General features: G+C 66.0%; 24 protein-coding genes. 16 read left to right on the top strand and 8 right to left on the bottom strand.

Going from position 1 to position 21,548, the window contains the following annotated elements; translation table 11 throughout:
• The first annotated feature begins 1 nt into the window (after nt 1).
• On the top strand, nt 2–949 hold the full coding sequence (locus tag ACSLGO_RS06725) for a M20/M25/M40 family metallo-hydrolase (protein WP_436400703.1): 948 nt from the start codon (nt 2–4) through the stop codon (nt 947–949).
• A complete protein-coding gene (locus tag ACSLGO_RS06720; protein ID WP_436400702.1) occupies nt 901–1,350 on the top strand; it encodes a hypothetical protein in 450 nt (149 codons plus the stop codon). The genes ACSLGO_RS06725 and ACSLGO_RS06720 overlap by 49 nt, the downstream gene beginning before the upstream one ends.
• Here the strand turns inward: ACSLGO_RS06720 and ACSLGO_RS06715 are convergent, their stop codons facing one another.
• Nucleotides 1,351–2,196, bottom strand: a complete 846-nt coding sequence (locus ACSLGO_RS06715) for a class II glutamine amidotransferase (RefSeq protein WP_386887725.1) — start codon at nt 2,194–2,196, stop codon at nt 1,351–1,353.
• Between the two features lie 213 nt (nt 2,197–2,409).
• On the opposite strand from ACSLGO_RS06715, the gene ACSLGO_RS06710 reads away from it, so the two are divergent.
• Both ACSLGO_RS06710 and ACSLGO_RS06705 read left to right on the top strand, forming a co-directional pair.
• The gene (locus ACSLGO_RS06710; protein WP_436400701.1) at nt 2,410–3,072 is read left to right on the top strand and encodes a Type 1 glutamine amidotransferase-like domain-containing protein; all 663 of its coding nucleotides are present in this window, start codon (nt 2,410–2,412) and stop codon (nt 3,070–3,072) included.
• 28 nt (nt 3,073–3,100) lie between these two features.
• On the top strand, nt 3,101–4,123 hold the full coding sequence (locus ACSLGO_RS06705; RefSeq protein WP_436400700.1) for a protein kinase domain-containing protein: 1,023 nt from the start codon (nt 3,101–3,103) through the stop codon (nt 4,121–4,123).
• Here the strand turns inward: ACSLGO_RS06705 and ACSLGO_RS06700 are convergent.
• Nucleotides 4,120–4,845 carry a hemerythrin domain-containing protein gene (locus ACSLGO_RS06700; protein ID WP_436400699.1) on the bottom strand — a complete coding sequence of 242 codons (726 nt, stop codon included), beginning with the start codon at nt 4,843–4,845 and terminating at the stop codon, nt 4,120–4,122. The genes ACSLGO_RS06705 and ACSLGO_RS06700 overlap by 4 nt on opposite strands.
• A 364-nt stretch (nt 4,846–5,209) precedes the next feature.
• On the opposite strand from ACSLGO_RS06700, the gene ACSLGO_RS06695 reads away from it, so the two are divergent.
• Nucleotides 5,210–6,550: an APC family permease gene (locus ACSLGO_RS06695; RefSeq protein ID WP_436400698.1), complete on the top strand. Its 1,341-nt coding sequence runs from the start codon at nt 5,210–5,212 to the stop codon at nt 6,548–6,550.
• A gap of 21 nt (nt 6,551–6,571) precedes the next feature.
• Here ACSLGO_RS06695 and poxB read toward each other — a convergent pair whose 3' ends face one another.
• Complete coding sequence (gene poxB / locus ACSLGO_RS06690) at nt 6,572–8,290, bottom strand: ubiquinone-dependent pyruvate dehydrogenase (RefSeq protein WP_436400834.1); 1,719 nt, start codon at nt 8,288–8,290, stop codon at nt 6,572–6,574.
• 201 nt (nt 8,291–8,491) lie between these two features.
• On the opposite strand from poxB, the gene ACSLGO_RS06685 reads away from it, so the two are divergent.
• The 5 genes from ACSLGO_RS06685 (at nt 8,492) to ACSLGO_RS06665 (ending at nt 11,280) form a co-directional block, all read left to right on the top strand.
• The gene (locus ACSLGO_RS06685; protein WP_325787364.1) at nt 8,492–8,695 is read left to right on the top strand and encodes a hypothetical protein; all 204 of its coding nucleotides are present in this window, start codon (nt 8,492–8,494) and stop codon (nt 8,693–8,695) included.
• Between the two features lie 39 nt (nt 8,696–8,734).
• On the top strand, nt 8,735–9,442 hold the full coding sequence (locus ACSLGO_RS06680; protein WP_400504951.1) for an MSMEG_4193 family putative phosphomutase: 708 nt from the start codon (nt 8,735–8,737) through the stop codon (nt 9,440–9,442).
• A 9-nt stretch (nt 9,443–9,451) separates the two neighbouring features.
• On the top strand, nt 9,452–10,006 hold the full coding sequence (locus tag ACSLGO_RS06675) for a DUF3090 family protein (protein WP_152275106.1): 555 nt from the start codon (nt 9,452–9,454) through the stop codon (nt 10,004–10,006).
• Nucleotides 10,006–10,773, top strand: a complete 768-nt coding sequence (locus ACSLGO_RS06670) for an SCO1664 family protein (protein WP_436400696.1) — start codon at nt 10,006–10,008, stop codon at nt 10,771–10,773. The genes ACSLGO_RS06675 and ACSLGO_RS06670 overlap by 1 nt, the downstream gene beginning before the upstream one ends.
• A gap of 192 nt (nt 10,774–10,965) precedes the next feature.
• Nucleotides 10,966–11,280 carry a hypothetical protein gene (locus ACSLGO_RS06665; RefSeq protein ID WP_325787369.1) on the top strand — a complete coding sequence of 105 codons (315 nt, stop codon included), beginning with the start codon at nt 10,966–10,968 and terminating at the stop codon, nt 11,278–11,280.
• A 57-nt stretch (nt 11,281–11,337) separates the two neighbouring features.
• Here ACSLGO_RS06665 and ACSLGO_RS06660 read toward each other — a convergent pair whose 3' ends face one another.
• The 3 genes from ACSLGO_RS06660 to ACSLGO_RS06650 form a co-directional block, all read right to left on the bottom strand.
• Nucleotides 11,338–11,799, bottom strand: coding sequence for an SRPBCC family protein (locus ACSLGO_RS06660; protein ID WP_436400695.1), 462 nt, complete (start codon nt 11,797–11,799; stop codon nt 11,338–11,340).
• A gap of 14 nt (nt 11,800–11,813) precedes the next feature.
• On the bottom strand, nt 11,814–12,023 hold the full coding sequence (locus tag ACSLGO_RS06655; protein ID WP_091608522.1) for a DUF4177 domain-containing protein: 210 nt from the start codon (nt 12,021–12,023) through the stop codon (nt 11,814–11,816).
• A 130-nt stretch (nt 12,024–12,153) separates the two neighbouring features.
• Nucleotides 12,154–13,683, bottom strand: coding sequence for a helix-turn-helix domain-containing protein (locus ACSLGO_RS06650; protein ID WP_433122699.1), 1,530 nt, complete (start codon nt 13,681–13,683; stop codon nt 12,154–12,156).
• A 165-nt stretch (nt 13,684–13,848) separates the two neighbouring features.
• On the opposite strand from ACSLGO_RS06650, the gene ACSLGO_RS06645 reads away from it, so the two are divergent.
• From ACSLGO_RS06645 to ACSLGO_RS06630, 4 genes are read left to right on the top strand one after another with little or no spacing between them, the layout of a single operon-like run.
• Nucleotides 13,849–14,892 (top strand): amidohydrolase family protein, encoded by a 1,044-nt coding sequence (locus ACSLGO_RS06645; protein ID WP_433122698.1) that lies wholly within the window; start codon nt 13,849–13,851, stop codon nt 14,890–14,892.
• Nucleotides 14,892–15,704: an iron-sulfur cluster assembly protein gene (locus tag ACSLGO_RS06640; protein ID WP_433122697.1), complete on the top strand. Its 813-nt coding sequence runs from the start codon at nt 14,892–14,894 to the stop codon at nt 15,702–15,704. The genes ACSLGO_RS06645 and ACSLGO_RS06640 overlap by 1 nt, the downstream gene beginning before the upstream one ends.
• A 5-nt stretch (nt 15,705–15,709) precedes the next feature.
• Nucleotides 15,710–16,735, top strand: a complete 1,026-nt coding sequence (locus tag ACSLGO_RS06635) for an NAD(P)-dependent alcohol dehydrogenase (protein ID WP_436400832.1) — start codon at nt 15,710–15,712, stop codon at nt 16,733–16,735.
• A gap of 38 nt (nt 16,736–16,773) precedes the next feature.
• The gene (locus ACSLGO_RS06630) at nt 16,774–17,562 is read left to right on the top strand and encodes an acetoin reductase (RefSeq protein WP_436400693.1); all 789 of its coding nucleotides are present in this window, start codon (nt 16,774–16,776) and stop codon (nt 17,560–17,562) included.
• Nucleotides 17,563–17,650: 88 nt separating this feature from the next.
• On the opposite strand, the gene ACSLGO_RS06625 is transcribed toward ACSLGO_RS06630, so the two are convergent.
• Together ACSLGO_RS06625 and ACSLGO_RS06620 are read right to left on the bottom strand one after the other, a co-directional pair.
• Nucleotides 17,651–18,757: a sensor histidine kinase gene (locus tag ACSLGO_RS06625; protein ID WP_436400692.1), complete on the bottom strand. Its 1,107-nt coding sequence runs from the start codon at nt 18,755–18,757 to the stop codon at nt 17,651–17,653.
• A complete protein-coding gene (locus ACSLGO_RS06620) occupies nt 18,750–19,442 on the bottom strand; it encodes a response regulator transcription factor (RefSeq protein ID WP_386917980.1) in 693 nt (230 codons plus the stop codon). Before ACSLGO_RS06620 ends, ACSLGO_RS06625 begins: the two co-directional genes overlap by 8 nt.
• 88 nt (nt 19,443–19,530) lie before the next feature.
• Here ACSLGO_RS06620 and ACSLGO_RS06615 point away from each other — a divergent pair, with 88 nt between their 5' ends.
• Entirely contained in the window at nt 19,531–20,175 is a 645-nt protein-coding gene (locus tag ACSLGO_RS06615; RefSeq protein ID WP_419243292.1) for a M15 family metallopeptidase, read from the top strand.
• A 35-nt stretch (nt 20,176–20,210) separates the two neighbouring features.
• Entirely contained in the window at nt 20,211–21,509 is a 1,299-nt protein-coding gene (locus ACSLGO_RS06610) for a glycosyltransferase 87 family protein (RefSeq protein ID WP_436400691.1), read from the top strand.
• Nucleotides 21,510–21,548 lie beyond the last annotated feature (39 nt).

Raw genomic sequence — 21,548 nt, 5'->3', positions numbered from 1 at the left:
CATGGATCCACGGGAACGCGTGGCACAGCTGATGCCGCAGGCACATTCGGAACTGGCTGAACTCGTTACGATCAAATCCGTAGCCGACCCCCGGCAGTTTCCGCCGGAAGAGTGCCAGCGGGCTGCTCAGTGGGTCAGGGACAGGTACGCGCAGACCGGGTTCACCGATGCGCGGTTGGAAGAGACGCCGGACGGCAGCATGGTGGTTCTCGGGACCCGGCCCTGCGCCGATCCGCAGGCACCCACTGTGCTGCTGTATGCCCACTACGACGTCCAGCCTCCGCTGGATGACAAGGCCTGGCGGACTCCCCCGTTCGAGCTGACGGAGGTGGACGGCCGCTGGTACGGCCGGGGCGCGGCGGACTGCAAGGGCAATATCGTGATGCACCTGGCCGCCCTGCGCGCGCTGGGCGAGAACATTCCGGTTAACCTCAAACTCGTCGTCGAGGGTTCCGAGGAGCAGGGCACCGGCGGGTTGGAGGCGTTCGTCGCATCCCATCCGGACCTGTTCCGTGCTGACGCGATCCTGGTCTGCGATACGGGCAACGCGGCAGTGGGCTCCCCGGCGGCCACGGTGAGCCTGCGCGGGATGGTCAATGTTGTGGTGACGGTTGAGGCGCTCACCTCGGAGATACATTCCGGGATGTTCGGCGGACCGGCACCGGATGCCCTCGCTGCGCTGGTGACGATCCTCGGCAGCCTCTGCGATCCGCACGGCAACACGACGGTGACCACCGGGCTGGAGAACAGCCGCCGCTGGGCCGGCGCCGCCTATGATCCGGAGCAGTTCCGCCGGGATGCGGGGGTGCTCGACGGCGTTTCGCTGCTTGGGGACGGCAGCGTCTCGGACATGCTGTGGTCACGGCCGGCCCTCACGATTCTCGGCATCGACTGTCCGCCTTGGTCGGGTCCGCGGCGGCAATCGTCCCCCGGGCGGCGGCGCGGCTGAACCTGCGGATCCCGCCGGGCACGACGCCCGCTGCTGCTCAGGAAGCCCTTACCGCGCACGTGCAAAAGGCGGCACCGTGGGGCGTGCACGTCGCCGTGGATGTTGAGGCAACCGGGTCGCCCTTCGAGGCTTCGACGAACGGGCCGGCGTTCCACGCCCTGGCTGCGTCCGCCCAGGAGGCCTACGGCCGCCCGATGACGAGCCTCGGCCAGGGCGGTTCGATCCCGCTGTGCAACGTATTCCAGGAGACCTATCCCAATGCGGAAATCATCCTGATGGGTGTGGAGGAGCCACAGGCCCTGATCCACGCTCCCAATGAAAGCGTGGCACCCAGCGAAATCGAGAACATGGCGCTCACCGAGGCGTTGTTCCTGGCACGCTACGGCGCTTCCACGGTTTGATCAGACCGCAACGACGGCCGGAGCGGCGGGCTCAAACGGGTATTGTTCCTGCTCGCCGCCCCGGACGACGACGCACGTTGCCTCGGGCACTTCCTGCCACGCACCATAGAGGTCGCCCAGCGGCTCGCTGACCACCAGGCGGGAATCGTCCGAAAGCTTGCCGAGCAGTTCATGCTCCGGGTACTGCGCCTGCAGCGCGGCGACGTCGCTGCTGACGAAGAGTGAACGCGAGTTCCGCTCACTGGAGTACCGGAACGCCCAGGTCGTCTCTCCGTCGGTGGCCGCAACGGTCATTTGGACCGGATGCTCCACGCCGCGGCGCTGCCCGGCGTCCTCAATGAAGCCCACCGCCTCGGCGACGGCCGCGCGCGGATCCTGCTCCAGGCCAAAGGTCAGGGCGAGGTAGAAGAACATTTCCGAGTCGGTGGATCCTTCTATCTCCGGATAGAGGCCAGGATCCACTGCCATGGCCAGGTCACGCTTGACCTGGGGAAAACCGCCGAGCACGCCGTTGTGCATCCAGAGCCACTTGCCGTGCCGGAAGGGATGGCAGTTCGTTTGCTGGATTGCGGTTCCGGTGGTGGCCCGGATGTGCGCGAAGACGCGGCGGGACGAGGCCTGCGCTGCCAGCTCCCGCAGGTTGCGGTCATGCCACGCGGGTTCGGTGCTGTGGAAGACGCCGGGAGTCGGTTCGGTGCCGTACCAGCCGACGCCGAACCCGTCTCCGTTGGTGGTTTCAACGCCCAGGCGCGAGTGCTTGCTCTGCATCACCAAAGAGTTGGCCGGTTTATACAGAAGGTCATCCAGCCGTACGGGTGAACCTGAATACGCTAGCCAACGACACATGACGACTCCTTTGGATCGGGCCGCGACGGCGAGTCTGTGGTCCGAATGGCGGGCTTCACTCCCTCGCCGTGCTCGGGCCGCAGGGTTAGTGGACCACAGATGGTTCATCGGGTCCATACGACCCCGAAACTTCCCGCCGGTTATGTCACCGCATCGATGCTCATCCGCCTTCCTGCCTCCTAGGGGCGGAGTAGCGAACCACCGAGGAGAACAATGAGACTTCTGCTGACCTCTGGAGGAGTGACGAATCCCAGCATCCGCTCGGCGCTGGAGGACCTGCTCGGAAAGCCGATCGCCGAGTCACGCGCACTCCTGATTCCGACGGCGCAGTGGGGGCATCCGCTGTGCGGTCCGGAGTCAGTCTCACGCTCAGTAGCAGCCGGTCCCGGATCCCAGAGCTTTGCCGGACTCGGCTGGGGTTCCCTGGGCGTCCTCGAACTAACGGCACTGCCATCGGTCGGTGCGGACCGCTGGGTGCCGTGGGTCCGGGAAGCCGATGTCCTCCTGGTAGAGGGCGGCGATGCAGCGTACTTGTGCCACTGGATGCGAGAGTCCGGACTGGCCGGAGTGCTGCCGTCCCTGGAGGATACTGTCTGGGTCGGGGTCAGTGCCGGGAGCATGGTACTGACCCCGCGGGTTGGGGATTCTTTTGTTGAGTGGCCGTCCGCAACGGATGACCGAACCTTGGGCGTGGTGGGGTTTTCGGTCTTTCCGCATCTGAACGCTTTTCCGGAAAACACCATGGCCCAGGCGGAGCGGTGGGCCGAGGGCCTCGGAGTCCCCTCCTATGCCATTGATGAGCAGACGGCCATCCGGGTGGTCGGCGGCGCCGTCGAGGTGGTTTCCGAAGGCGAGTGGCGGAGGTTCGGGGTGTAGCCGGACCATCTCGGCTTAGGCTGTCTGAATGACCGCTCGGGTGCACAAGGCCAACGCCGTCGCTTCGGCGCTCGCCGGGCTGGACGACTCCGGTGTACGGACGCTCGTTGAGAGGGCCAATCCGGTAGGCATAGGCATTGGCGGCACCACGAAGACGGCGCGCCTGGGCGGCACCATCGTCTTTATCAAGCTGCTGCCGCTGACCAGCGCCGAAGAAGCCGATCCCTGCTCTACCGAAAGCCGGCTCCGGCTTCCCTTCGTTTCGCACTACGGCATCGGAAGTCCCACCAACGCCGTGGGCCGGGAGCTCGCAGCCCATCAGGCCACCACCGGGTGGGTTCAGGCCGGTCTGGTGGATTTCTTTCCGCTCCTGCTCGGCTGGCGTGTCCTGGATGCGCCGTGCGAGGCGGATCTCAGCGAGTTCGACGGCGACGCTCCACGCCGCCAGTGGGGACAGCACTGGCCGGAGGTCCAGCGCAAAATCTCCGCCATGAAAGCCGCATCCAAAAGCATGGTGCTCTTCCTGGAGTACGTGCCCGGCACGCTCGGCGATCTGATCCGCCGAAGCGTAACGGAAGGCTTTGGGGCCGAGGTCTTTCCGGGGATTGTGGACCAGCTCCTGGAAGCCACTGCCTGGATGAACGCCCAGGGGTTTCAGCATTTTGACGTTCATCCCGGGAACATCCTTGTGCAGGACGGCAGGCTGCTCTACACCGACTTCGGCCTGGCACTTCACCGGGACTTCGAGCTCACCCCGGAGGAAGACTTCGGCATGCGGACCCACGACGGATTCGACCGCGACTCGGCCCTCATGCACCTGTTCCACTGGGTGTTGTTCGAACTTGGCTACATCTCCGGGGAAGCGCGGCTCGGACTGCTGCAGGCCGCTTCCACCGGCCCGAACTCCCCCGCGCTGGCCCCGGTCCGGGACGCCCTCGGGAGCGGGGCGGACCTGATTGCGCAGCATGCGGACACCGCCATCTACATTACCGAGATGTTCGCAGCCCTCGCGCAGGACGTGCAGGCGGGGCAATACCGGCACTTGACCTAAAGCGTGGCCGGGATTTCGCGGCCGGGAAAGAGCGTCGAATACTGCCGCCGGTACATCCGCCGTCCCACCACGCGGTAGGCAAGCCGGACGGGCGCGGGGATCTCCTTGAACAGTTCCCTGCGGTCCTGGGGAGGATTCGTGGCCAGCACCATGCCGAGATAGCTCACGAGGAACCGCTTATCGAACTGGTCGATCCCGTGCTGGCCCACAGCATTCATTTCCTTTTCGCTCAGCACCCGGTCCACCACGGGCATCACTTCGGTGACCTCACGGCGCAGGTGTACTTTCAGCAGCGTGGACAGCTCCTCATAACGTTCAGCGAGTTCTTCCCGGGTCCCGGCGTCTGTCGTCTCCATCCACCGCCGCCGAACCGGCTCGATCAGGTTGATGCGCTCAGTCACCTGCCGGTGGTGCTCCAGCATCTGGGCAATATGCAGGGCACACCCCGGTGCCCGGCCGGCGAGCTGGGGATACATCAGCAGATCCTCGCCCTCGTGGTGAATGTGGAGGGTCCGGTCAAAGTTGCCCAGCACGTCCCCCACGTAGGCGGCGCGGGTGGCATCTCCGGAGGCGGTGGACCGCACCAGGCCGGGTGCTTCGTCGTAGGCCCACAGGAAAAACCGGTGAATGCGGCGCATGCCCGCCGTTCCGGTACACAGGACGGGACCCGGAGGCAGCGGCGCCGCGGTTTCGCCGGGTTCAGCCGTGAAGAAGTCGGTCATGTGGATCATCCCCTAGAAAGTTCAGGCATGACCGGGCCGCCCCGGAAAATTTTAGATGTTCTGCGTTACGCCGCTCAACGGTTCTCAAAAACGAACTGCGCGAATTCCCCTGCGTCAGCCAAGGTCGCTGTCCTGAATGCGCCGGGAATCCTCGTTGTCGGGGGAAAGGAGTGCTGCCATGCGCCTACCCTAGCCAGCCGGCAGAACCGGAGCCAGAGGAGGCGCAGCCGCGTCGCCTACCGGGACAACCCGTCTACACGTTTGTACCGTGGGCAGGGGCTGACCGGCCGTTGAAGACGAAATTCATTCCGGAAAGGCGCAAACCCCTCTTGTGCGGGGGCGGCAAAAGATCTCCAATAGCCCAATGACAAAGGACGCGTATAAAGCCACGTCAGAACCGCAAACCGGGTTGAAGCGGGCGGTTGGCACCCCGCTGCTGTTCGCGTTTATCGTCGGCGACACCCTCGGCGCCGGCATCTACACCCTGGTGGGGACCATGGCCGCGGACGTCGGCGGCGCAATCTGGCTGCCGCTGCTGATCGCCCTCGTGGTCGCGATGCTCACGGCGGCCACCTACGCGGAGCTGATCACCAAGTATCCGCACGCCGGCGGCGCCGCGCGCTACGTTGACCGGGCCTTCGGAATCCCCTATCTGTCCTTCATCGTCGGCTTCCTCATGATGGCTTCCGGAATCACCACGGCCGCCGCCCTCGCGAATGCCTTCGCGGGCGACTACCTGACGGCACTCATCGATGTGCCTGCGGCTCCCGCAGCGGTCGCCTTCATCATCGCGCTCACCCTGATCAACCTGCGCGGTGTGCGGGAGTCACTCACCGCCAACCTCATTGCGTCAATCATCGAAGTCAGCGGCCTGATCATCGTCATTTTCGTCGCCGGCGTCGTCTTCACCTCCGGCAACGGGGAGCCCTCCCGGCTCCTAGAGTTCGCGCCGGACATATCGCCCCTTGAAGGAGCGTTCGCAGCCTCCATCGTGGCGTTCTTCTCGTTCCTGGGCTTTGAGGCGGCGGCGAACATGGCCGAGGAAGTGCGCAAACCGTCCAAGTCATACCCCCGCGCACTGTTCGGAGCCATCGGCACGGCAGGCCTGGTGTACCTCCTCATCGCCATCGGCGCCGTGATCGTGGTGCCTCCGGCTGATCTGGCCGAGTCCACCGGCCCGCTGCTCGACGTCGTTGCCGCCAGCGGCGTAGGAATTCCGCCCTGGCTGTTCAGCCTGATCGCCCTGATTGCCATCGCCAACGGGGCGCTGCTGTTCATGGTCATGGCCAGCCGCGTGGGCTACGGACTGGCTGAAGCTGAACTGCTCCCCCGCGCCTTTAGCCGCGTGCTGCCGGGCCGCCGCACCCCGTGGGTTTCGATTGTGGTCATCGCCGGCCTGACGATCATCCTCACCCTGACCGGGAACGTCGCCTCACTGGCGGAAACCACCGTGCTGCTCCTGCTGCTGGTGTTCCTGTCCGCCAATGTCAGCGTGCTCGTCCTGAAGAAGGACAAGGTGGACCACGATCATTTCTCGGCACCGAGGTTCGTGCCGGTGCTGGCGATCATCGCGAGCATCGTGCTGCTCACCCAGCAGACCGGACCTATCTGGCTTGGCTCGGCAGCCTACGTGGTGGTCGGTTCGCTGCTCTTCGTCGCGGCACGGGCCCGGCGCAGGCGCGAGGAACGGGTGGGCACGGGCTGAGGTACGACGCCGGAACCCGGGTCAGAGCAGCTGGCGTGCGTTCGCCTTGGCGAGGTCGATGAGCTCGCGCCCGTTTCCGGCAATCACGGTCCGCAGCGCGTAAAGCGCAAAGCCCGTGGCCTGCTTCGCGTCGATCTTCGGCGGCATGGACAGCTCTTGCCGGTCTACCGCAACCGAAACGAGCGCAGGCCCGTCGTGCGCGAAGGCGCGGCGCAGTGCTCCCTCCAGGTCCTCCGGGCGGCTCACGCTTTCCCCGTGCATCCCCACGGCCTGCGCCACCGCACCAAAGTCCGGGTTCTCGAGTCCGGTACCGAAGTTGACGATGCCCGCCGCTTTCATCTCCACCTCCACAAAACTGAGCGCAGCGTTGTTGAACACCACGATCTTGAGAGGCAGCTTGTGCTGGACTGCCGTCAGGAGCTCACCGAGCATCATGGCGAGGCCGCCGTCGCCGGCGAGGACCACCACCTGCCGCTTCCGGTCCACCGCCTGCGCGCCAAGGCCCAGCGGGGTGGCCGCGGCCATGGTGCCGTGCCAGAAGGAGCCGATCAGCCGCCGTCGGGGTCCAATCTGCAGGTGGCGGCTGGCCCAGATAACCGGAGTGCCGACGTCGGGCAGGAAGACCGCGTCCTCATCCGCCAGCTCGTCGATCAGGTGCGTGAGGTGCTGCGGGTGGATGGGGCCCGGCCCCTGCTTCTCCAGGTCATCGAGCTGGGCGCGGGTGCGCCGGTAGTGGTCCAGCGACTTCTCCAGGTGGGTGCGGTCCTGTTTCCGTTCGAGCAGCGGAAGCAGCGCCGCCGCCGTCTCCCGCACTCCGCCCACCATGCCCTGGGTCAGCGGTGCCCGGCGGCCAAGCTGCTCGCCGCGGATGTCGATCTGCAGGATCTTCGCTTTCTCCGGATAGAACTGCTGGTACGGGAAATCCGTGCCGAGCATGAGCAACGCGTCGCAGCTTTCCATCGCCCGGTATCCGGAGGCGAACCCGAGCAGGCCGGTCATGCCGACGTCGAACGGGTTGTCCCATTCGATAAATTCCTTGCCCCGCAGGGCGTGAACGATCGGCGCCCCGAGTGCGTCCGCGAGCGCGAGGACTTCCTCCCGGGCGCCCTCGACTCCGCCGCCGGCAAGGATCGTCACGTTTCCACAGGAGTTGAGCGTGTCCGCTGCTTCCTGGAGCTCGGCCGGCGAGGGAACGGTCACCGGGGTGGAGCGCCGGACCTCGGGCACCCGGTCGCTGACGGCGTCCTGCGACGCCGTGTCCCCGGTGAGCACGAGGACGGCGACGCCCTGTTTTTCGATGGCGGTACGCATGGCGATCTCCAGCAGCCGCGGCATCTGCTCCGGGCTCAGCACCATTTCGCAGAAGACGGCACAGTCGCGGAAGAGTTCCGTGGGCCGGGTCTCCTGGAAGTACTGGCTGCCAATCTCCTCGGTGGGAATGTGCGCAGCGATCGCGAGGACGGGGACGCGGCTCCGGTGCGCGTCGTAAAGGCCGTTGATCAGGTGCATGTTGCCGGGCCCGCAGCTGCCGGCGCAGACCGCAAGTTCCCCGGTCAGCGCGGCCTCCCCGGCGGCGGCGAACGCGGCTTCCTCCTCGTGCCGGGTGAGCATCCATTCGATGTCCTTCTGCCGGCGGACCGCATCGGTCACCGCGTTCAGGGAGTCCCCCGGGACACCCCAGATCCGCTGGATCCCGTTGGCTGCGAGGGTCTGGACGATGTTCTCGGCGATGGTGGCCATGATGCTCCTCCGGTCGGCTCGGTTCACGCGTGGCCAGTCTAGGACCCCGTGCTCCGTCAGTGCCATCGTGGTGCGGCCGGCAGTCGGCGTTCCCGGTATGGCACCCGGTGAGACGTGCCCGTGGGACCGTTTGGCCAGCGCTTGCCACTGTGGCTAATGTTGAAATGTAAGTCTACTTATAGTCGAATCAGAGGATGCATTGTGACCGACATGAATTCGAAGGGCTCCGAAGCCGAACCCAGGAATGCACTCGAGAACGCCGCCGCGAATCTCATGGAGAACCTCGGCGAGGACGTTCCGGACGGCAGCAGCAGCCAGGACCATTCCGATCCGCGCACCATGGGCTATTCGAACTTCGCGGAGGGCCTGAATGGGAGCAACGAGGGGTTCAAGGCCCAGCACTAGGGGGCGTAGCCGCCGAACAGGGCAACTAGGCTGGGGGGCATGGCGACAGTAATCCTCGTGCGGCACGGCCGCACCACAGCGAATGCCTCCGGTTTGCTGGCCGGCCGCACCCCCGGTGTCAGCCTCGACGAGGCCGGCCGGGCGCAGGCAGCAGCGGCGGGCGAGCGGCTCGCCGTCGTTCCCCTGGTGGGCGTGGTGTCCAGTCCGCTGGAGCGCTGCCGGGAAACCGCCCAGTTCATCCTGGACCGCCAAAAGGGCACGCCGCACGCGCCGGTCGACGCCGGCCTCACCGAATGCGACTACGGCCAGTGGCAGGGCCAAACCCTCGCCGACCTCGCCAAGGAGGACCTGTGGAAGGTGGTGCAGTCGCAGCCGTCAGCGGTCACATTTCCGGGCGGTGAGTCCATGGCCGCAATGCAGGCCCGCTCGGTTGCTGCCATCCGGCGCCACGACGCCGCGTTCGAAGCCGAGCACGGTCCGGGAGCAGTGTGGGCGGCGGTGAGCCACGGGGACATCATCAAGTCTGTCCTCGCGGACGCGCTTGGGATGCACCTGGACATGTTCCAGCGCATCGACGTCGGGCCGGCGTCCATTTCGATCGTGCGCTACGGCACCGGACGTCCCACCGTGCATGCGTCCAACACCGACGCAGGGGACCTTTCCTGGCTCGCCGCCGTCCAGGCCCACGGCGATGCTCCGGTGGGTGGTGGCGCGGGACACGCGGCACCACCGGCGCAAGAAGCCTAGAGTAGACCTATGCCTACAACCGTTCACGATTTCGACTGGCCTGACCGCGTAGTCGTCGGCACCGTCGGCGTCCCGGGGCAGCGCACGTTCTACCTCCAGGTGCGGACTGGAAAACAGATCCTCAGCATCGCCATGGAAAAACTGCAGGCGGCCCAGCTGGCGGAGAAGATCGACGAGATCCTCGACCAGCTCATGACCGTTGACGGCAACCCCTTCCACGTTCCCGCGAACACTCCGCTTGAACTGGTGGACAATGACGATCTCGACGCCGTGGAGGAACAGTTCCGCGCCGGCGTCATGAGCCTGGGCTGGGACCCGACCACCTCGCAGGTGGTCATCGAGGCGTACCCGATCGAGGAAGTTGATGAGGACGAGGACGGGCTGCTCGAAGACCCGGACGACGCCGATGCTTCCGAGGTGCTGCGCGTGCGGATGCCGGTGGGCACCGCCCGCGCCTTCGCCAAGCGCACCCGGGAAGTGGTGGGTGCCGGACGCCCCATCTGCGTGATCTGCGGCGAGCCGATCGACGCAGACGGACACACCTGCGCCCTGCCCGAAAACTAATGCCGGAGCCGGACCTGCTCACTGATGAGCTGACGCTCACCGGGCGGATTACGACGGCGTCCAACGCCACGTTCCTGGGCAGCATCGGCGACGCGGCGGTTGTGTATAAACCCATTGCGGGCGAGAAACCGCTGTGGGACTTCCCCGACGGGTGCCTGGCCTACCGCGAAGCCGCGGCCTACCTGGTCTCCGAAGCGCTGGGCTGGAACATCGTCCCCCGCACCTGGCTGCGGAACGGCCCCCTCGGCGAAGGCATGGTCCAGCTCTGGCGGGAAACCGACCCGGAGCAGGACGCGGTGGACCTGGTGCCCTTGGAAGCCGTCCCGGCGTCCGGGGTCAAGCTCGTGCTGGAGGGAGAGGACCAGGCCGGGCAGATCGTCGCCCTCATTCATGAAGACACCGCTGCGCTGCGGCGGATGGCGGTGTTCGACGTCGTCGTCAACAATGCCGATCGCAAAGGCAACCACGTCCTGGCCATGCCCGGCGGGCACCGGTACGGCGTGGACCACGGAGTCACCCTCCATGCCGAGCACAAGCTGCGGACCGTGCTTTGGGGCTGGACCGGCCAGAAGCTGACCGAGGAAGAGCTCGCCGGCATCGACCGGGTTCTCACTGCCCTGGATGGTGAGCTCGGCGGGAAGCTGGCGGAACTGCTGACTCCCGAGGAGATTGAGGCGCTTTCCGCGCGCTGTGCGCGGCTGCGAACGACCGCGGTGTTCCCCGGCCCGAGCGGCGGCATGCCCGCGGTTCCCTGGCCGCTGTTCTAGGCCCCGTCTCTCTGTTCCACCGCCGCATATTCGGGTTTAATCCACCCGCATGGATCCTAAAAATCATCCAACGGTGTGGCGTGGAACCAGCTGGTGGCGGCGCCAGTCCTGGACACTGGCGATTCTCCTCACTGGCTTTGGGATGCTGCTGTTGCGGGACCCCACCGGGTGGCACATCGCCGGCGCCGTCGCATGAAACTTCAGACCTCGACCGGCCACCCTTCACGGCGGGCCGTCAGCCGGTTCATCAGGGCCTCGCTCGTGGGCTGCGTCCTTCTCCTGGCTGCCGGGGTCATTGCCGTGGCCGCAGCCGGCATGCACCCTGCGCCCCTCGCAGCCTTGGCCGGTGGCGTGGCGTGCCTATGCGGTGTTTTGGTCATCGTCTTCCACGGAGTGGGAAGGTGGGGGAACAACCCTGAGTACTCGCTTGCAGGCCGAGGGCTTGCGGCTGTCATAGCGCTGACAGCTGCTGCCGGCGTCCTGGTTTTCTGGTCGACCTCCCTGTGACCAAACCCCTGCCATCCGCGGCGGGAAGATTACTGGTTCCCTGTCCGCGCCGGGGCCCTACGGATCCGGAGTTCGGTCGGAAGCGGCCAGGAACCTGTTCCGGGTTTCGATAAGGTTCCGGAGGTAGCGGGCCAGCACCAGCTTCTCAGCCAGCCGGCCAAGCGGGCCGAACGGTGCCTCGAATTCGATGCGGTCCACCATGACGGTTCCCGCTGCATCTTCGGTGAACTCGTGACGGTGCCGGAAGCGCCGGAACGGTCCTCTAACCTGCTCGTCGACGAAGAAGTCAGGGACTTCCATTGCGGTGATGCGGCTCGTCATCCTGAGCGGGACGCCAAAGTGCCAGGCCCGCCAGGTGACGTCCTCGCCCAGGGATATGAGGCCCGTCCTCACACCTGCAACCGCCTGTTCGCGGGAGCGCGCCATCGAGTCTTTGTGGGCGTCGATGCTCCGCGCACGGTCGAACAACTCACCCTTGGGCAGAGTGGTCCGGGTGATGCACTCGAAGGAAACGGCCATTCCCGGAGCCTGGATTAGCCCAGGCTCTCGAAAATCATGGTCGCCTGGATCCGGTCCCCGCCACCGAATCCCTTGCTGCCGCTGCTTGCGGTGGTCACGGTGTGCAGCCGGTACCCTTTCGCGGCCTGGTCGTTAATGGCCTGCTCCAGGGACGTCAGGTTCCCGGACCCGGTTCCCATGAACTTTTCCTTCAGAATGACCTGCAGAACTACGTAGTGCGGCATGACAGAGGTCCCCTTTATTCGTCTCTTAGGGCGCAATGGTACGGGACGGACATTTACCTGCACGCTGTTCCATTGACGCGTCGCGGCATCTCACCCTGCTCAGCCACGCCCGGCGCTCACTGCAGCGGATTCACGGCGTCGCTGCCTGATTCCGCGGATCAATCCCAAGCTTTGCGAGACGCCGGTAGATGGTGGCACGGCTGATGCCCAGCTCTGAGGCGGCATCGGCAACAGAGGTGCCCGGCCGTGCCAGGACCCTGCAGATCTCGTCACGTTCGAACGTTTCCATCCTGCTCAGTTTCCTGCCGGACCCTCCTAGCAGTTCCGGCGGCAGATGCCGGATGTCGATGGTTTCCGTCACCAGAGCGGCAGCGTGGACTACCTGGATCAGTTCATCCACGTTGCCCGGCCAGTCATGGCCGGTGAGCGCGCGTTCAGCCGCCGGGGTGAAGTCCAGCTCCCGCAGCCTCGTCTGGCGGGCCGCGAACCGCGCCAGCGGCATCACGTCCACGCTCCGGTCCCGGAGTGCCGGAACGGGTACAACGTGGGCGGCAAGGTGCGTGAGGTCCGACGGGATGTTCCCTAGGTCCACGGCGGTGAATGCCCAAAGCAGTGAAGGCGCTGCGCCGGAGGCAGACTGATGGTCCTGCTTCCGGGACCGCAGGATGTTGCGCACCTGTCCGGCGAGCTCACCCGCCGCCCACTCAGGGAGGAAGTCCGCGTTCTCCAGAATGATGGCGGTGTCCGGTTTCGAAAGCTCCGGTGTCCAGAGCGCCAGCCAGTCCTCGACCAGGTCTGGTGCAGGCACGGAAGCGCACAGGATACGGCTGGTCGGCCGGGCTTGGCGGAGCGCTTGTCCAAGCAGCGTGGCCCGGCCGCTTCCCGGCTCGCCCACGGCGGAGACAACGTTCCCTGCTGCGAGGGCGGACGTGGCCTCCTCGAGTGCGCTGAGCCAGGCGACGGACATCGCGCGCATTGTCCCTGAGGCGGGTTCCAGCCGGGGACGCTGCACACGGAACACCCCGCCCTGCTGCCGTAGCGGCTGCCCACCGTGGTGAGACCTGCTGGACATCAGATTGGAAGTGTTCACTGCCGCTGACTGGGCCAAGGCCACCAACAATCCGGGTGAGGCTTTGGACCATGTGGTGATGTTGACGCTGCCTTCGAGAGCGCCGGTGACAGGGTCCAGTACCGGCGCCGCCGCGCAGGTGTAGGTCCGCAGGCTGGCGCTGTAGTGCTCATCGGCACGGACCAAGGTGGGAACGCGGTCGGCCAGGGCCAGTCCCAGACCGTTTGTTCCGGCCTCCCGCTCGGAGAACGCAAAGCCGGGAGCCAGGTACACGCGGTCTAGGGCCCTCAGGAGGGAAGGATCGCCGCTGAACCGGTTGAGGACGAGTCCGTCCGCGTCCGTCAGCATGAGGCTCAGGGGCTCATCTGCCAGGGACTGGTGGAGCCCGGCCAGTACTTCCTGCCCACACTGATAGAACAGGGAGTCGTCCGGTATGTCACCGGCCCAGGCCGGATCCACGCTCTCGGCCGAGACACCGTATTCCTGGCTTCGTTTCCAGGACGCCAGCAACCGCCGCGCACCGGAGGAGTCCTGCCTGCCCCCGCTTCCGCCCGGGGGTGGAACAAGAGTGTTGCCGTGGTCCGGCCTCATTGCCGCCCTCCTTGAACATCGTCTCCCGAGACTAACCCGCAGGACTGACCCGTGGGAGGCAGCGCCGTCTCAAATTGAGACTCCCGTCACATCTAGGCAGGGCAAAAAGCCCGTACGGTCATCCGCATCGCGACTATGGCAGACGCGAGGAGACGGAGATCTGACATGTATTCAAAAGACGGCGAAAACTATTTCATCGTTGACGCTCATATCGCCCTCTGGGACGCGCGGCCGGAGAACCAGCTGAATATCCACGGAAAGCAGTTCATTGACTGCTTCTACGACTATCACCGCAACCTCTCCCCCGCCGAAGAACTGTGGCCGTATGAGGATTACCTGTACCAGGGCAGCGAGCGCCTGATGAAGGACCTCTTCCAGGACGGCTACGTAGACCACGCCATTTTCCAGCCGGCTTATCTGGGCGAGTTCTACCGGAACGGGTTCGGGCAGACCCGGGAGGCTTACAGCCTCGCTGCCGCCAATCCCGAACGCCTCACCTACAACCACTGCTTTGATCCGCGCAACGGCGAGGCCGGGCTGGACCAGCTGCGGGCGGACCATGAGCGCATGGGCTTTAAGGGCGTAAAGCTCTACACGGCCGAGTGGCACGGGGATTCCCGCGGCTACAAGCTGAACGATCCGTGGACCTACAGGTACTTCGAGGAGTGCCGGAAACTGGGCATCAAGAACGTCCATGTCCACAAGGGACCAACCATTCGCCCGCTGGACCGGGACGCCTTCGACGTCTCCGACGTGGACCACGCCGCTACGGACTTCACGGACCTGAACTTCGTCGTGGAGCACGTGGGACTGCCCCGGTTGGAAGACTTCTGCTGGATCGCCACACAGGAACCGAACGTCCACGGCGGACTCGCCGTTGCCATGCCGTTTATGCACACCCGCCCCAGGTACTTCGCGCAGATCATCGGCGAACTCATTTACTGGATTGGCGAGGACCGGATCCAGTTCTCCAGCGACTACGCGCTCTGGACACCGCGCTGGCTGATCGAGGCGTTCGTCGACTTCCAGATTCCAGAGGACATGACCGAATACGCGCCGCTGACCATCGAGCAGAAAAAGAAAATCCTGGGCCTTAATGCGGCGAAGATGTATGACATTCCGGTTCCCGAAGAGCTTCGGATTCCGGACGCACCGGAGACCGCAACCGGGCCCCGGCAGCCGGAACGCGCAGACCTGGGGGCCGTGTGATGACGCAGGTGCAAACCAGGCCCGCGCCGCAGGCCGGTCTCCCGGGGAGGGACGACATCCGCCGGGCACTCGGTGCCGTTCAGGACCCGGAGCTGGACGAACCCATCACGGACCTGGGCTTCGTCCGGTCCATTGATGTGGCCCCCGCGGCCCGCGGCGCGGCGGTCAGCGTGCACCTGCGCCTGCCGACGTCGTTCTGCTCTCCCAATTTCGCCTACCTGATGGCGTCGGACAGCAAAGACGCCATATCCGTCCTGCCCGGGGTGGACACGGTGACCGTGGAACTCGATGACCACCACGATTCGGACCTCATCAACGCCGGCCTGGCCGCCGACGCCGGCTACCGGGGCACCTTCGGCCATGAAGCGGAGGAGAGCCTGGAGGAGCTGCGCTGGACCTTCCGCCGCAAAGCCCACACAGCCGCGATGGAACGCTGCCTCACCGAACTGCTCCGGGCGGACCGCGGCCTGGCGGAATCCGACGTCGGGCAGGTCCGGCTCGCGGACCTGCCGGCCGGGCGCACCAAGGATGCACTCCTGCGGCGGCGCGAAGCCCTTGGGCTGCCACTGGATTCCGCGGCTGCGGTGCTGGTTGACCATCTGGGGAACTCATACCCGGCGGATGCCGTGCCCATGGCGCTGCGCCGCGCACGGTCCACCCGCATCTCCATTGACGGCAACGCCCATTTCTGCCGCGGCCTTCTGCGCACGCGCTACGAAGGGTCCGGCGCGGACCAGACCGCCCGCCCCGAAGGCGCCGAACCGGGCGAGAGCCACACCCTGCTTCCCATCACTGTTAAGGAGAACGCGTGAACACCATGCGAGCTGTCCAGGTTGTCGGCTACGGCCAGGGCCTGAAAATGGCCGAAGTCCCCCGGCCGGAAGTCACCGGCCCGTTCGACGTCCTCGTCCGGATTGGCGGAGCAGGCGTGTGCCGCACCGATTTGCACATCCTCGAGGGCCAATGGGCAGAGAAATCCCAGGTTCAGCTGCCGTACACGATCGGCCATGAGAACGCCGGCTGGGTGGAGGCCGTCGGCAGCGCCGTGACCAATGTGGGCGAAGGGGACAAGGTGATCCTTCATCCACTGGTGACCTGCGGCCTCTGCCGCGCCTGCCGGTCCGGGGATGACGTGCACTGTGAGAACAACAAGTTCCCGGGAATCGACACCAACGGCGGCTATGCCGAATATCTGCTGACCACCGCCCGTTCGGTGGTGAAGATCGACGATTCGCTGGAACCGGCCGACGTCGCTGCCCTCGCCGACGCCGGCCTCACCGCCTACCACGCGGCGGCGAAGGCAGCCCGGCTGCTCACCCCTCGGGACACCTGCGTGGCCATCGGCGCCGGTGGTCTCGGGCACATCGGCATCCAGGTGCTGAAGGCCCTGACGCCCGCACGGATCGTCGTCGTCGACCGCAACCCGGCCGCCCTGGACCTGGCCACCAACATCGGCGCTGATGAAACCGTCACCGCGGACGGCACCCAGGTTCAGCAGGTCCTTGACCTCACCGGAGGCAACGGCGCCGAAGTGGTGATCGACTTCGTCGGCGAGGGCGGGGCGACGTCGGAGGGCATCGCGATGACCCGGCAGGGCGGGGACTATCTGGTGGTGGGCTACGGCGAGAACGTCAACGTCCCCACCATTGACCTCGTGTCCGCGGAGATCAACATCATCGGCAACCTGGTGGGCAGCTATAACGACCTGCAGGATCTCATGGCGCTCACCGCCCGCGGCGCCGTCACGCTGCACACCCAGAAGTACCCGCTGGATGACTTCCAGCAGGCCATCAGCGACCTCGAAGCCGGAAAAGTCCGCGGCCGCGCCATCCTCATCCCCTGACCAGTTCCGTGAATCGCACGCCACCAAAGGAGAATCACATGTCAGAAAATGAAACCCGCGTTGCCCTGATCACCGGAGCCGGCCGCGGAATCGGCCGGGCAATCGCTGAACGGCTCGCAGACGACGGCCTGGACATCATTGTCGCGGACATACCGGAGGCGCAGGCGAACATCGACGACGTCGTTGGTGCCGTCGACTCCCGCGGACGCCGAGCCGTAGGGGTCACCGGAGACGTGTCCAATCCCGAAGACGTGACCCGGATGGTCGCGGAGGGCACCAACGCCCTGGGGAACCTCAGCGTCCTGATAGCCAATGCGGGGATCGCGCAGGTGGACGAGATCCTGGACGTGAAGCCTGAAGCCCTGGACCGCATGCTGGACGTGAACATCAAGGGTGTCTACTACTCCTACCAGGCAGCTGCCCGGCAGTTCATCTCTCAGGGCACGGGCGGGAAGATCATTGGAGCGGCGTCGATCGTGGCCTTCCGCCCCTTCCCGGTGCTTGCGTCCTACTCGGCTACCAAGTGGGCGGTGCGCGGCCTGACCCAAGCCGCGGCCATGGAGTTCGCCAAGTACAACATCACGGTCAATGCCTACGCCCCCGGCGTGGTGGGAACTGCCATGTGGGACCTCATCGATGAGCGGCTCACGGAGCGGGACGGCACCCCTCGCGGCAGCGCCCTGCAGGCACAGGTGGACAGCATCCTCGCCGGCCGGGTCTCGGAGCCGGAGGACGTAGCCAAGCTGGTGTCCTTCCTCTCCGGACCCGATTCTGACCACATGACCGGACAGACGGTGCTGATCGACGGCGGAATCAACTTCTCCTAACGGTTCCCTCTGCTGACGGACGGCGGCGGTGCGCTTCCCAAAGGGCGTGCCGCCGCCGTCCGTTGTTCTGCCAGCACCAAGCACATTCCTAACCCGCTGCCCCACTAGGCAAAACCGCAGAAACCCGGAGGCCGCCGTCGGGCCGTGCCGTGACAGTCAGGGTTCCGCTGTGGGCCTGCACGATGCTCTTGACGATCGCCAGTCCCAGGCCGGCGCCTGCGTGGTCCGAGCGCACGCGGTCCGTGCCGCGCTGGAACGGCTCGGTGAGCGTGGAGACCAGTTCCGGAGCCAGTGTCTCGCCGGTGTTCTCCACGATGAGTTCAACATTCCCCGAGGTAGATTCGGTCCTCGCCCAGACCAAGCCGTTCTCGGGCAGGTTATGGATAACCGCGTTGTGCAGCAGGTTGGTGGTCAACTGCAGCATCAGGGCACGGGAACCGACGGCGCTGGCCACCCCGCCGTAGGTGCGGACGCTAACGCCCCGCTTTTCCGCGAGCGGCAGCAGGGTTTCGGCGGCTTCATCCAGGAGCAGGGACAGGTCAACCGGCTCGCTGGTGAAGGACTTCTGCTCGGCACGGCTGAGCATAAGCAGGGCTTCGGTGAGGTCGATGGCGCGGACGTTGACGGTGTGGAGCCGGTCAAGGAGATCATCCACGTTCCGGTCCGGATCATTCCGGCCCACTTCCAGCAGGGTCTGCGAAATCGCCAGCGGGGTGCGCAGCTCGTGGGAGGCATTCGCGGCGAAGCGCCGCTGTTCGGCCACGTGGGCTTCCAGCCGTTCGAGCATCTCGTCGAAGCTGTCGGCCAGGTCGCGGAACTCGTCCCGCCGGCCCTTCAGCGCAACGCGGTGTGACAGGGTGCCGTCCATGGCTGTGTGGGTGGCGGCTTGGATCTGCCGGAGCGGGGCCAGCATCCGGCCGGCAAGCAGCCAGCCGCCCGCCAGGCCAAGGATCAGCAGGAAAACCAGGGCACCGCTCGCCCGGGGCGCGAATGCATCCCAGAGATCGTCCCGGCCGGGAATGAAGAGGTTGTTCACGGAAGGATCCCCGCTCGGGATGATCGCTGCCCGCATCGGCACGTAACGCAGCAGGAAGTACCAAACGACCGCCAAGAGCAGCGCCCCGGCCACCAGGACCAGGCCGGCATAGCTGAGTGCCAGCTTCGTCCGGACGCTCAGCCCCCACTTCCTACGCATGCCCGCCCGCCTCCGCGGCGTCCTGCGGTACGGCAATCCGGTAACCGACGCCGGGAACGGTCTCGATGAGTCCCGGCTCGCCGAGGCGTTTGCGCAGCGCGGAAATCGTGATGCGCACGGCGTTAGTGAAGGGGTCGGCGTTCTCGTCCCACGCCTTGGCCAGCAGTTCCTCGGCGCTGATCACTCCCCCGTTCGCCGCCACCAGGATTTCCAGCACGGCGAACTGCTTCCGGGTCAGCGCCACGTAGTGCCCGTCGCGGAAGACTTCCCGGCGGAACGGGTCCAGCCGGAGTCCGGCGATCTCACTGACCGGAGGGCGGACCTGGGCCCGGCGGCGGTACAGGGCCCGGATCCGGAGCACCAGTTCGCGGAATTCGAAGGGTTTGGTGAGGTAGTCGTCGGCACCGAGTTCGAAGCCGGCGGCTTTGTCGTCTATCCGGTCCGCAGCGGTGAGCATCAGGATCGGCAGGCCGCTGCCGGAGCTGACAATCCGGTGCGCGATCTCGTCCCCGTTGGGACCGGGAATATCCCGGTCCAGGATCGCCAGGTCATACGCGTTGAGGCTGAGCAGCTCCAGGGCGGTGTTCCCGTCGCCGGCAATGTCCGCGGCGATGGCCTCCAGGCGCAGCCCGTTCCGGACCGCTTCCGCCAGCAGGGGTTCGTCCTCGACAATCAGCACACGCATAGGCCCGATCCTACGAGACGCCATCTATCGTCCGCGTATCAAAAACCTCATACGCCCCGGCAGCATCCACTCATCTTGAGTGGACACCATGGCTCTCACACTCGAACTCGCCACCCGGAAACGCCGCAGCCAGCGCATTCGGAATGCTGCTGTCCTCGCGCTGTTCGCGGCGCTCATCAGCGCGTACCTGCTCACCTTCGGCGCTCCCCAGGGACTCACGGCACGGCTGGGTGCGCTGCCGCCCGGGCAGCACGTCACCCTCGGCCCGCTGGGCGCCCCGGCGGACGACGGCGACGTGGGAGACGGCGTCTCGGCGTTCGACGAGGGGCACGCCGCAGTCACCAACCTGGACCCCGCACTTCTCGGCGCGCTCCGCACGGCGGCTGCGGACGCCTCGGCTGCCGGCGTCGGCATCGTGGTGACCAGCGGATGGCGGTCACCGGAGTACCAGCAGCGGCTGCTGCAGGACGCCGTCACCCAGTACGGCTCGGAGGCGGAGGCGGCACGGTGGGTCGCCACCGCCGAAACGTCCGCCCATGTGCGGGGGGACGCCGTCGACGTCGGGCCCTATGCCGCCATTGACTGGCTGACCATCAACGGTGCCGGGTACGGGCTCTGCCAGGTGTACGCCAACGAACCCTGGCATTTTGAATACCTGCCCGACGCCGCGGCCTCCGGCTGTCCCGCGATGTACCCGGATCCCACCTGGGACCCGCGGCTGAACCCGGCCTGACCAGTTCTGTCCCTCGCGTGGAAGATACACCACCCGTGACGCACCCGGCCCCCTCGACCACGCCCGCCCGGGCCAGGTTCCACTCAGCGGCGATAACGCTCGGCGCAGCCGCCGCCGCGGCAGCAATGACCGCCGTCGCTTTGCTTGTTTCCCCGCTGGACGGACTGGATTTTCGCGTTTACCTCAGCGGCGGGCAGAGCGTCCTGGACGCCCGCGGGGAGCTATACACCAAGGAACTCGTTTACCGTGAAGGCAGCAGCCTGCTCTTCACCTATCCGCCGTTCGCCGCGCTGGTTTTTGCCGTACTTGCCCCGTTGGGGGTGACCTGGGGACTGTATGTCTTGACCTCCCTGTCTCTGGGAATTGCCGGGGTCACGTCGCTGCTGGCGGTGGCCCACATCTACCGGCAGCCCTCGGTTGCGGCGGTGCTGAAGCATCCGTGGCTGCGGGCACTGGCGGTGGCCGGCGTCGGCTTTGTGGTGCTGCTGGGCCCGTGGCGGGAAACGATAGGCTTCGGGCAGATCAACATCCTGCTGTTCGGCCTGATCATGGCCGACGTCCTGATCAAGCGGCACACCTGGCCCACCGGATTCCCGACCGGGATCGCGGCGGGAATCAAACTCACGCCGCTGGTCTTTGGCCTCTACTTCCTGGTCCGCGGCGACTGGCGCGGACTGCGGAACATGGCGGCGGGCTTCCTTGCCAGCTTCGGGCTTGGCTTCCTGATCCTTCCGGCCGAGTCGCGGACCTACTGGCTGGAGCTGCTGCCGGACACCTCACGGATCGGCGGCGGCGGGTACGTGGACAACCTGAGCTTCAAAGGCGCGGTCCTGCACTTCGCCGGACCGGACTTTGCCGTGGACCTGCCCTGGTTCGTGCTTTCTCTTGCGGCGGTTGGGGTGACGGCACTCCTGATCCGGCGGGCGGCCGGGCGCGGCGAGGAGCTGACCGCGGTCGCGGCGACGGCGCTGTTGATGCTGCTGATCTCGCCGGTGTCCTGGTCTCATCACTGGGTGTGGGTGCCGCTGTTCCTTGCTGTGCTGGTCCGCAATCTGAGGGACTTCACCCGACCGGGGACGGTGCGGCGGGGCTGGGGCGTAGGTTTGCTGGTTTCGGGTGTTGTTGTCTTCCTGCTGTCTCCCAAATCCATTGGGTTCCTGATGGGGTCACCCAATCTTGACTCGCAGATTCCTGCTCCCTGGCTGATGGCCTCGAGTGTGGGTGTGTTCTGGGCGGCGGGGCTGATGGGGTGGTGGCTTGCCGTGATGCGGACAGGAACCAGGGGCAACCTCCCGCCGGTGCCGCCGTCACGGAACAAATTACTTCGTGATTAATATCAAGCAGCATGATATTCTCCTCGAAAGTTTGATTCG

It is taken from the genome of Arthrobacter sp. IK3, from assembly GCF_051337705.1.
GTDB lineage: Bacteria > Actinomycetota > Actinomycetes > Actinomycetales > Micrococcaceae > Arthrobacter_B > Arthrobacter_B koreensis.
The sequence above is the reverse complement of the archived record's forward strand: the minus strand, read 5'-3'. Positions and strand labels throughout refer to the sequence as shown.